Below are 11,457 nucleotides of genomic sequence, written 5' to 3' on the forward strand. Positions count from 1 at the left end.
TTTTTGCAATTTAAAATTGCGTTGCGTATTATATTTAATAAATACTAAAAAAAACTTTAATGGGAGTTAAATAAATAAAGAGTTATAAAAAAATTGTGCTTATAACTCAGCTCCCAGTAATCAATAAAATATGGAGCGGGAGACGAGACTCGAACTCGCGACAGTCTGCTTGGAAGGCAGAAGCTCTAGCCAACTGAGCTACTCCCGCAACATTGCGTGGTGGTGAGAGAAGGATTCGAACCTTCGAAGCCTAAGGCGGCGGATTTACAGTCCGCAGGATTTGACCACTCTCCAACCTCACCGTTGAAAAATATTATTGTTCTGGTCAAGCGCTGTCTTTTAGATTACGCACGACATAAAAATGGAGCTGGTGAAGGGAGTCGAACCCCCGACCTGCTGATTACAAATCAGCTGCTCTAGCCAACTGAGCTACACCAGCACCAAAAATAAAATGGTGGTTCGAGACAGAATCGAACTGTCGACACAAGGATTTTCAATCCTTTGCTCTACCGACTGAGCTATCGAACCAATGCAAATTGGAGTGAGATTATACAAGTAATTTTATTAATATTAGCTTAAACTATTTACTAATTCTTTAAATTCATTACCGCGATGTGCATAAGACTTAAATTGATCCAATGATGCAGCAGCTGGAGATAAAATACCTATACTTTTTTCTTTCATATTATTACTCATTTTTTCTACTGCAATATATAAATAATTACATTTTTCTACTTTTATTGAATATTCATTACAATAATCAACTATTTTATCTGTGTTACTTCCAATTGCATAAACAATTAAATCTAGATTGTTTATATTTTCAAACAAAGGTTTTAAATTTGCACCTTTATCATCTCCACCTAATATAAGATGTAAATTATCTTTTCTATATGGAGTTAAACCATTTATAGTCGCATCAACATTTGTTGCTTTGCTATCATCAATCCATAATCTATTTTTTTTATCAAAAAATTCTTCGACTTTATGTTTATCTATTTTAAATTGGTTTATTAAATCATAATTAATTTCATCAAATATAATTTTTCTTGTAACCATTGCTAAAATTGCATCTAAAAGAAATGGCTCTTTAAAATTAATTTTAGATTTATCAAAACCAAAATGATTACATAAATCATCACTATTATTATATGTTATAACAAAAGCATCTGTTTTAAAATCTTTAAATTCAGAAGGAATTATTGCTACATCGTTCTCATTCATTAACTCAAGAGGTTTTAATTTTGCATTTTTATACTCTTCAAAACAACCATGCCAAGTTATATGATCTTCTGTTATTGGCAATAATAAATAAATATTAGGTTTTGACTTATAAGTATAATGTAAAGTAAAAGATGAAGTTTCTAAAATCCATATCTTTTTATTTTCATCTAAATGACTTAATGGTATTCCAATATTTCCACCACAAACCGAATCATATTCATTTAATAAGTGTTGACACATTTGTGTTGTAGTTGTTTTTCCATTTGTTCCAGATATCCAAATAGAAAAAGGCATAATATCTTGAAATAAATCATAGTCACTAATTACATTATTTGAATTTAAAACCATTTTATTATAAGGTGGAATTCCAGGACTTACAACAGTTAATTCATCACTACTTTTATCATAAGTATCAAAATCTTTGTCGTCATATAATGTAGCGTTAGGAAATTTATCTTTTAAAGCTAATGCAGTGATACCTTTGCCTAAAATTCTTATTTTTTTGTTATTTATTTTCATTACTTTTTCTTTATCTGATTTTTAAACTTAATAAAGCTACTAAATTTGTCATAAATGCAATAATCCAAAATCTTACTATAATTTTATTTTCTTTCCAACCTTTTTTCTCAAAATGGTGATGAATAGGTGCCATTAAAAATATTCTTTTTTGTCTTAACTTATAAGAACCAACTTGTAATATTACAGATACTGTTTCTAAAACAAAAATAAATCCAATTGCTAATAATAATATTTCTGATTTCGCAACAATTGCCATATAGCCCATAAATGCCCCTAAAGGTAAAGAACCTGAATCACCCATAAATATCTCTGCTGGATGAGAGTTAAACCATAAGAATCCAATCAAAGCTCCACATATTGCACTTCCCATAATCGCTAATTCACCTACAGTTTGAATATTTGGTAACAATAAATATGTTGAAAAAACTGCATGTCCAGTAACATATGCTAATACTGATAAAGTAAAAAATGCCATTATAGAAGGAACTGTTGCTAAACCATCTAATCCATCAGTTAGATTAACAGCATTGGAAGACCCTACAATAATAAACATCCAAAAAACTACTGCTAAAATTCCCATATTAAATAAAGGGTATTTATAAAAAGGTGTATATAATTCACTTGAATGTCCATAATGATAAGCTATAAAAGCAATAATTGCAGCACAAAGAAATTGTAATATTAGTTTTGCTCTTGCACTCAAACCTGCTGAATTTTTATCTTTTGATATTTTAGAATAATCATCTTGCATACCAATTAATGAAAAAAGAGCTAAGCATAATAAACCACCTGCAACATAATAATTACTTAATTTTGCAGTAAGAACTGTAGCAATTATTGTTGAAAAAATAAAAACTACTCCACCCATAGTTGGGGTTCCAACTTTTGTTTGATGACTTTCAGGCGCAAGTTCATAAATTGGCTGCGATGCTTTCTTTTTTTTCGCCCAACTAATAAACTTTGGCATTAAATACATTGTTAAAACAAAAGCTATAAAAAAACTCATTCCAGCTCTCACTGAAATATATTGAAAGATGTTAATCTCTAGGTGTCTATAAAACCAATAAAACAAACTTGAACCTTGATTTTGATATAATTGCGCGATTATAATATATAATACTTTTTAAAAGGTTTAAATAATGACAAATAAAACACTACTTATAATAACTGATGGAATAGGATACAATCCTTCAGATAAATTTAATGCTTTTTCTAGTGCAAATACTCCAACTTATGATTATTTATTTAAAAACGTTCCTTATTCATTAATTCATACTTATGGTAAATTTGTTGGATTACCAGATGGACAAATGGGAAATAGTGAAGTGGGACATATGACTATTGGTAGTGGTAGAATTTTATATCAAGATTTAGTAAAAATAAATATTGCAATTGAAAACAATACTTTAAAAGATAATGAAGTTTTAAAAAATATTATCGAAGTATCAAATAATATTCATTTATTAGGATTATTAAGTGATGGAGGAGTTCATTCTCATATTGACCATATTATTGCAATGGCAACAATTGCAAAACAATCTAATAAAAAAGTATTTATACATATTATTACAGATGGTAGAGATGTAGCTCCTGATTGTGCACAAAAATATATAAATCAAATTTTAGAGATTTGTGATAAAGATATAAAAATTGCAACAATTGCAGGAAGATACTACATAATGGATAGAGATAATAGATGGGATAGAGTAAAAAAAGGTTATGATGCGATAACTTTTGCAACTCCATCAACTACAAGTGACATTTCATCTTATTTAAAAGATTCATATGAGAACCAAATCTTTGATGAATTTATTCTTCCAACTGCATTTAGTGGATATGAAGGAATAAAAGAGAATGATGGAATAATTTTCTGTAATTTTAGAAGTGATAGAATGAGAGAAATTTCTTCTGTTTTTGCAAATAAAAACTTTAATGAATTTGATACGTTTAAAGGTTCACTAAATCTTGCAACTATGACACAATATGATAAAAATACACCTATTGCTATTTTATTTCCAAAAGAATCTCCAAAAAATACTTTAGCTGAAGTGATTTCAAATGCTGGTTTATCTCAACTTCATACAGCTGAAACAGAAAAATACGCTCACGTTACATTTTTCTTTAATGGCGGAGTTGAAGAACCTATGTTAAATGAAACAAGAGTTTTAATTCCTTCACCTCAAGTTGCAACATATGATTTACAACCTGAAATGTCTGCACCTCAAGTGGGAGATGCTGTTAGAACAGCTATGAATAACAATATAGATTTTATCGTTGTTAACTTTGCAAATGGTGATATGGTTGGACATACAGGTGTATTTGATGCAGCTGTAAAAGCTGTTGAAGCTGTTGATTTTGAATTAGGTTTAATTTTTGAACTTGCAAAAAAACAAAATTACAATATTATATTAACATCTGATCATGGAAATTGTGAAATGATGAAAGATGAAGATGGAAATATTCTAACAAATCATACTGTTGGAGATGTTTATTGTTTTGTTTATGCAAATGGTGTAAAAGAGGTTAAAACTGGAAGTTTAAATAATATCGCTCCTACAGTTTTAAAATTGATGAATATAGAGATTCCTAAAGAGATGGACAAACCATTAATATAAAAGATAATTTGTGCTATATATAAAAATTAATAAATTAATAATTGATGCAAATGAAAAAACTTTAGTTAATATTTCATTTGATATCACTGATTCAACAGCTCTAATTGGAGAAAGTGGAAGTGGAAAATCTTTAACATTGAAATCTTTATTAAATCTTCTTCCATCTTTTATGAAAACAGAAAAAGTTATAGACTCTAATTTTAAATTAAATTATGACACTATTGGGTTTATACCACAAAATCCTTTTACTTCTTTATCATCAATGACAAAAATAAAAAACCAATTTTTTTGTTCAGATGAAAAAAAAGAAGAAGTTTTAAAATTATTAGCTTTAGATGAGTCAATATTAAATAAATTCCCTACACAATTAAGTGGAGGACAAATTCAAAGAGTTGTAATTGCAATTGCAATAAGTAGAAATATAAAACTACTTTTGTTAGATGAACCTACAACTGCACTTGATGAGGAAAATAAAAATAATATTATCAATATTATTAATGATTTAAAAAAACGTTTAAATATATTAATTCTTTTTGTAACTCATGATATAAATTCAATTAAAGAAATTTGTAAAAATATTGTTATTATAAAAGATGGAATTATAGTTGAAAAAGGTTCGACGAAAGATATTTTATCTTCACCAAAGGAAGATTACACTAAAAAATTGATTAACTCAACTTTTAAAAATAAAGATTTTAGGAATTAAATATGATGAAATATATTTTTGGTCTTTTTGTTATTGTAGGATTAGTAGTTTGTGGCTGGTTATACAATTTATATGATGAAATTAAACATGATGTTGATGCTGTTGTAAATTATTCACCAAAACAAAGTACTCAATTTTTTGATAAAGATGGAAAGCTTATTGCAAATACATTTAAAGATGAAAACAGAGAATATGTAAAATATGATGACATTCCTGCAAGAATAATCGAAGGATTAGTTGCCATTGAAGATACACAATTTTTTGAACACTCAGGTATTAATCCCGATGCTATTAGCCGTGCAATGATAAAAAATATTAAAGCAGGTGGATATGTTGAAGGAGCAAGTACATTAACTCAACAATTAATAAAAATGCTTGTTTTGACAAGAGAAAAAAAATTGATGAGAAAAGTAAAAGAAGCACTACTAGCTATTAGGTTAGAAACTGTTCTTACAAAAGAAGAAATACTTGAGCGATATTTAAATCATGTATATTTTGGACATGGATATTACGGAATAAAAACAGCTGCAAAAGGATATTTTAATAAAGATTTATATGAATTATCTTTAAAAGAGATGGCTATTCTTGTTGGACTTCCAAGAGCTCCAAGTTTTTATGACCCAACAAAAAATCTTAAAATCTCACTAGCTCGTGCAAATCAAGTTATCACAAGATTAAATACTCTTGGATGGATTAATAAAGAACAATACGAAGAATCAATGAAAGAAACTCCTATTATTTATAATCAGACTTTGACAAAAAATAAAGCACCTTATGCTGTTGATTATGCAATAAGTCAATTAATAAATGATATTCCTGATATTCTATATGGTGGATATAAAATTTATTTAACTATTGACATAGATGCACAAGAAATAGCGAAAGAAGCTCTAAAAGCTTCTTATGACGAAGCTATTAAGAGAGATTTAAATTTTAGAAAATCTTCTAAAAATCCAGATGATGATTCTTATGTTAAAGAATTAAATGGAGCAATGATTTCTCTTGAAAGTAATACGGGTAAAATTCTAGCCTTTGTTGGAGGAGTTGATTATAATCAATCTGTATTTAATAGAGCATTTCAATCAAAAAGACAAGCAGGAAGTGCAATTAAGCCATTTTTATATCAAACTGCCTTGAATGAAGGATATAATCCAGCTTCTCAATTATTTGATATTTCAAGAACATATAACTACACAGTTGGTGGTGTTCAGAAAAAATGGCAACCAAAAAATTATAGTGGGAATTTCCAAGGAATTGTAAGTTTAAGAGATTCATTAGTTGCATCAAGAAATTTATCAACATTAAACTTGGTAACAGATGTTGGTGTACCCATAGTAATGGAAGAATTAAAAAAATATGGATTTAAAGATTTAGTTGATAATTTATCTATTACTTTAGGATCAATGAGTGTTTCTTTAGTTGAATTTAGCGAAGCATATAGTGCTTTTGCAAATAATGGTATACAAGTTAAACCATATATCATCGAACAAATTGTAAATAAAAATGGTGAAAGTGTTAATTTTGGACCACAAACAAAAGAGATTAACACACCTGAACAAAATTATCTCATGACATCAATTTTAACTGATGTGGTAAATAGAGGAACAGGAAAAGCTGCAAAAGTTGAAGGTATTGAATTAGCAGGAAAAACAGGAACAACAAATAACAATGTTGATGCTTGGTTTTGTGGATATTCACCTTCAATTCAAACAATTATTTGGTTTGGTAATGATAATAATATGCCAATGAGAAGAACTGAAGGTGGTGGAAAAATTGCAGCACCTGTATTTTCTTATTTCTTTAAAAAATATTTAGAATTGCATCCAGAAATTCCAAGAACTTTTATTAGACCTGAAAATGTTTATACAACAAATATAAATGGAAAGGAAGAACTTTATACTGAAAAATCACCTCTTCCTGAAATTGATACACAAATTATTCAACAACCAATAAATCCAAATGAAGAAGTTTTAGAATTCTAAAACTTCTATTTGTTTATATTAATTTCTAATCTAACTTAATAAATATTTTTTCCATTAAAAAAGGGGCAAGTTCATAAGAACTTGCCCCTTTTTATATAACTAAATTCTTATTAACAAGAATAAGTTGTTTTAAATTCAAATGCAGTTGGTCTTGCTTCATAAGGCCAAACTTGAGTTTCAAATTTATAGTGTTGGTATGTATCAATCATATCTTGAGAGAACACAGGTTTTAAGAAATCACAATCTCTAATTAAAGCTTCTAAAGCTCCTCTTAATGTATGAGGCATTTGAGGAATTTGTCTTTCTCTAATTTCATCTAAAGATAATTCAAATAAATCGTCATCCATTGGACCTACTGGCTCATATTTATTTTTAATACCGTCTAATCCAGCCATTAGCATAGCAGCAAATGCTAAGTATGGACAAGAAGTTGAATCTGGGAATCTCATTTCAATTCTAGTTGCTTTTTCACCAGCACCGTAAGGAATTCTACAAGATGCAGATCTATTTTGTGATGAATAAGTTAAGATTGAAGGAGCTTCAAATCCTGGAATTAATCTTTTATATGAGTTAGTTGATGCATTAGTAAATGCTGCAACAGCTCTAGCGTGTTTAAATACTCCACCAACATAATGTCTAGCAGTTTCACTTAAATTACCATATTCACCTTGTTTGTAAAATAAGTTTTTACCTTCTTTCCAGATTGATTGGTGTACGTGCATTCCATTTCCATTATCACCATATAATGGTTTTGGCATAAATGTAGCTGATTTACCATTTAAGTGAGCTACCATTTTGATAACATATTTTAATTTTTGTACGTTATCAGAAGCTTCAATTAAATCTCCAAATACAATACCGATTTCATGTTGACCTTGTGCAACTTCGTGGTGACCTAAAACAACTTCTAATCCAACTTGCTCTAATACTTGCATCATTTCAGCTCTTAAATCTACACCATTATCAATTGGAGCTACAGGGAAATATCCACCTTTAGTTCTTGGTCTATGACCCATATTTCCACCTTCATAATCTGTTGAATCATTCCATTCACCATCTTCTGAATCAACTCTATAATAAGACTCATTAATTGTATCTTTAATTTTTACATCTTCAAATACAAAGAACTCATTTTCAGGTCCAAAGTATGCAACATCTCCTAATCCAGATTCTGATAAATGTTTTAACGCTTTTTTAGCGATTGATCTTGGACATTTTTCATACATTTCATTTTTGTAAATATCATAAACATCACAAATAACAATGATTGTTGAATCAGCTGTAAATGGATCTAAAAATGCAGTTTGTACATCTGGTTTTAAAAGCATATCTGATCTGTGAATTGGTTGCCAAGCTTCAATTGATGAACCATCAAATGGCATACCATTTTCTAAACTAGAAGCACTTACTGCATTAAATTTATATGTAACATGATGCCACATACCTTTCATATCTGTAAATCTAAAATCTACAAAATTAACTTCATTTGCTTTACTATACTCAAAAAATTCTTCGATACTATTAACGAACTTACCCATAGGTTTAACTCCTTCAAATTATTTCAATAATTGTATCCAAAAATATAAAAATTAAAATAAAACAGCTGTATATTTTTTATACAATTATATTCAAAATAATATAACTAATTAAAATTCAATATTTTTTTTATCTCGACACTCAAAAGTTACACATTTAGCATATCCTATTTCCTTTGCCAAGCTTGTAACTTCATCATATTTAAATCCAATTTGTTCAAGATTATGTGCATCAGAACCAAAAGTAATATCAATTCCTAATTCATAAGCAATTTCTAATAACTGTTTTGAAGGATAAGATTCATTTATTGGTTTTCTAAGTCCTGCTGGATTAATTTCTAAAACCATATTTGATTTTTTAATTTGATTTAATGCATTTTTTGCCAAAATTCTAATATCTTTTTTAGGTAAAAACTTAAATACTTTTATCAAATCAAAATGCCCTACAATATCAAATAAACCTGTTTTTGCCATTGATTCTATTGCATCAAAATATTCAATCCAAATGGTATCTATATCTTTTGATTTATACACGCCAATAAATTCTGGATTATCAAATCCCCACATATCATCTTTATTTTTTAAAAAATGAACAGAACCTATAAGATAATCAACTTTAGCATTTACTATTTCATCCAATAAATATCCATCCAAATAATCAACTTCATATCCTAAGAGAATCTTTATTTGATTTTTATATTTTTCTTTTGCATCAAGTATCCATCTTTCATAAAGATTTTTTTGTGTTATATCCATTCTATATTTTGGATCATAATTCATTGGAGCATGATCAGAAAAACCATATTCATCGATACCTATTTCTATTGCTTTTTGTATATAATCATCAACACTTCCTGTTGCATGATTACATAAAATTGTGTGATTATGTAAATCTACTCTCATCTCTTCTTACTCTATTCCTTCCTTCTTTTTTTGCTAAATATAAATATTTATCTGCATTTTGTATCATACAATCAATATTTTTCCCAAATTCTAAACTATAACCAATTGATATTGTATATTGTATATTTAATTTTCCAATTTTAATAACATTATTTTCAAATTCTTTTCTTATATATTCTAAAAGCTCAGTAATTTCACTTTCACTTCTATTGTAGAAACATATACAAAATTCTTCTCCACCTAATCTACTAATCAATGCATTTGAACTAATATTATTATTCAAAACTTTAGAAACTTCTTTTAAAGCAATATCACCAATATCATGTCCATATGTATCATTTATATTTTTAAAATTATCAATATCAATAATTGCAATTGCAAAAGTTTTATTATTAAGTTTACAATCTTCATATAATTTATTTCCTATATCAAATAAATATCTTCTATTATATAATCCAGTTAAGTAATCTTTGTTTGCTTTATTTTTAATCTCATCAAATAACTCCAAAATTTCTATATTTGAATTTATTCTTGCAAAAAATTCTTCATTTGAAAAACCTTTATATAAAAAATCATTTGCTCCGTATTTTAAAAATTTTGCAGGTATTTTTTTACTTGAATCATTTGAAGTAACGATTATTGATAATTCATCTTTACTATAATCTTTTCTAATTCTTTTAGTCAATTCTAAACCATTCATTTTTGGCATTAAATAATCAGTTAAAACAATTTTTATATCACTATTTTGTTTTAAAGTTTCAAATGCTTCATCTCCATCATAAGCACTTAAAGCAACAATTTTATATCTACTTAATAATTCTATTGATTTATCAACAAATAATTTTGAATCATCAACAACCAAAACTTTTATATCCTTATTGTGCATAATTCTTTTAACAATTGATGTAGCATAAGTTAATGCTGAAAGTCCATCTTTAATTATATAATCAACAATATTTTTATCTCTGAATTTTTCTTCAATATCTATACTTTCAGTTCCTGTTAGAATTACAATTGGAATTTTAAATTTTGAAAGAAAATCAATAATCTCACCATCTGGAGCATCAGGTAAACCTAAATCAGCTAAAACAATATCAAATTTCCCTTTTTCTTGTAGAAGTAGATTTGCACTTTCTTTCATACTTTTTGCAATAAAAATATCTATATCAAAATCACTTTCAATGAGACTTTTTAAAGTATTACAAACAGATATACTATCATCAACTATTAAAACTTTATATTTCATAATAAGATTCCAGAACCTTTTATTGTTGTACTTCTATCTTTTGCATAAACTCTTTGATTATTTATAATATCATATTTCCATATTGGAGCTTGAGCTTTAAAATCTTCAACAAATTCATCTATCAATTCTAATGCAACTCTTCTTTTAGGACTACAAACAGCTGCAATATAAGAACTTTCATGATTTAAAACATCACCACGACTATGAGCCATTAAAACTATTGCATCTTTTTTATTTGCTTTTTTTTGCCATTCATCAAACCAATTATTTAAGATTGGTTCATATATATCAAAACTTAAACCTTCTATTTGATTTTCATCTCTTACAACTCCAACAAAAGTTATAATAGCTCCATAATTTGAGTTTTTGTATTTTTTATACCATTTATTTGTAATCTCTTCAACAGGCAAACTCCCATCAAATAGTTCTAAAAACTCTTTTCTATTTTCCATATCATCCACCACAAACAGGAGGTAATAGTGAAATTTTATCACCATCATTTAAAATTATATCTTTTGAATTAATTAATGTATCATTCACTGCAACAGCACAAGTTTCAAGCCAAGTAGAAACTGAACTATCATTTTTTAAAATTTCACTCAATTGTTTAAGATTATTAATTTCTAAATTCATATCTTCTTTATTAATTGGTCCTAAAAATTCTACTTTAACCATTTTAATCCCTTCTTATGATATTTATATTATTATACTGGCTTCATTTTAACAT

General features: G+C 27.6%; 10 protein-coding genes and 4 tRNA genes. 3 read left to right on the plus strand and 11 right to left on the minus strand.

Features of this window, described 5'->3' with window-relative positions; all coding sequences use genetic code 11:
* Nucleotides 1-131 precede the first annotated feature (131 nt).
* The 6 genes from ABLL_RS12630 to mraY form a co-directional block, all read right to left on the minus strand.
* A tRNA-Gly gene (locus ABLL_RS12630) sits at nucleotides 132-208 on the minus strand.
* Nucleotides 209-217: 9 nt separating this feature from the next.
* A tRNA-Tyr gene (locus tag ABLL_RS12635) sits at nucleotides 218-302 on the minus strand.
* A 60-nt stretch (nucleotides 303-362) separates the two neighbouring features.
* Nucleotides 363-439, minus strand: a tRNA-Thr gene (locus ABLL_RS12640).
* A 13-nt stretch (nucleotides 440-452) separates the two neighbouring features.
* Nucleotides 453-528, minus strand: a tRNA-Phe gene (locus ABLL_RS12645).
* 42 nt (nucleotides 529-570) lie between these two features.
* Nucleotides 571-1,743: a UDP-N-acetylmuramoyl-L-alanine--D-glutamate ligase gene (murD, locus tag ABLL_RS12650; protein WP_014475182.1), complete on the minus strand. Its 1,173-nt coding sequence runs from the start codon at nucleotides 1,741-1,743 to the stop codon at nucleotides 571-573.
* Between the two features lie 10 nt (nucleotides 1,744-1,753).
* The gene (mraY, locus tag ABLL_RS12655; protein ID WP_041654902.1) at nucleotides 1,754-2,815 is read right to left on the minus strand and encodes a phospho-N-acetylmuramoyl-pentapeptide-transferase; all 1,062 of its coding nucleotides are present in this window, start codon (nucleotides 2,813-2,815) and stop codon (nucleotides 1,754-1,756) included.
* A 67-nt stretch (nucleotides 2,816-2,882) separates the two neighbouring features.
* Between mraY and gpmI the strand changes: the two genes are divergently transcribed.
* Genes gpmI through ABLL_RS12670 form a run of 3 tightly spaced genes read left to right on the plus strand, consistent with a single transcriptional unit; the run spans nucleotide 2,883 to nucleotide 7,046 of the window.
* Nucleotides 2,883-4,358 carry a 2,3-bisphosphoglycerate-independent phosphoglycerate mutase gene (gpmI, locus tag ABLL_RS12660; protein ID WP_014475184.1) on the plus strand — a complete coding sequence of 492 codons (1,476 nt, stop codon included), beginning with the start codon at nucleotides 2,883-2,885 and terminating at the stop codon, nucleotides 4,356-4,358.
* Between the two features lie 10 nt (nucleotides 4,359-4,368).
* On the plus strand, nucleotides 4,369-5,064 hold the full coding sequence (locus ABLL_RS12665) for an ATP-binding cassette domain-containing protein (protein ID WP_014475185.1): 696 nt from the start codon (nucleotides 4,369-4,371) through the stop codon (nucleotides 5,062-5,064).
* 2 nt (nucleotides 5,065-5,066) lie between these two features.
* Nucleotides 5,067-7,046, plus strand: coding sequence for a transglycosylase domain-containing protein (locus ABLL_RS12670; RefSeq protein WP_083840948.1), 1,980 nt, complete (start codon nucleotides 5,067-5,069; stop codon nucleotides 7,044-7,046).
* A 110-nt stretch (nucleotides 7,047-7,156) separates the two neighbouring features.
* Here the strand turns inward: ABLL_RS12670 and glnA are convergent, their stop codons facing one another.
* The 5 genes from glnA to ABLL_RS12695 all read right to left on the minus strand — a co-directional run bounded on the left by glnA (nucleotide 7,157) and on the right by ABLL_RS12695 (nucleotide 11,405).
* A complete protein-coding gene (glnA, locus tag ABLL_RS12675; RefSeq protein WP_014475187.1) occupies nucleotides 7,157-8,584 on the minus strand; it encodes a type I glutamate--ammonia ligase in 1,428 nt (475 codons plus the stop codon).
* Between the two features lie 108 nt (nucleotides 8,585-8,692).
* Nucleotides 8,693-9,484: a histidinol-phosphatase HisJ gene (hisJ, locus tag ABLL_RS12680; protein WP_014475188.1), complete on the minus strand. Its 792-nt coding sequence runs from the start codon at nucleotides 9,482-9,484 to the stop codon at nucleotides 8,693-8,695.
* Nucleotides 9,465-10,730: a diguanylate cyclase gene (locus ABLL_RS12685; protein WP_014475189.1), complete on the minus strand. Its 1,266-nt coding sequence runs from the start codon at nucleotides 10,728-10,730 to the stop codon at nucleotides 9,465-9,467. The genes hisJ and ABLL_RS12685 overlap by 20 nt, the downstream gene beginning before the upstream one ends.
* Entirely contained in the window at nucleotides 10,727-11,182 is a 456-nt protein-coding gene (locus ABLL_RS12690) for a molybdenum cofactor biosynthesis protein MoaE (RefSeq protein ID WP_014475190.1), read from the minus strand. The genes ABLL_RS12685 and ABLL_RS12690 overlap by 4 nt, the downstream gene beginning before the upstream one ends.
* Before the next feature lies 1 nt (nucleotide 11,183).
* Nucleotides 11,184-11,405, minus strand: a complete 222-nt coding sequence (locus ABLL_RS12695; protein ID WP_014475191.1) for a MoaD/ThiS family protein — start codon at nucleotides 11,403-11,405, stop codon at nucleotides 11,184-11,186.
* Nucleotides 11,406-11,457: the final 52 nt, after the last annotated feature.

Source organism: Arcobacter sp. L, assembly GCF_000284235.1.
GTDB lineage: Bacteria > Campylobacterota > Campylobacteria > Campylobacterales > Arcobacteraceae > Aliarcobacter > Aliarcobacter defluvii.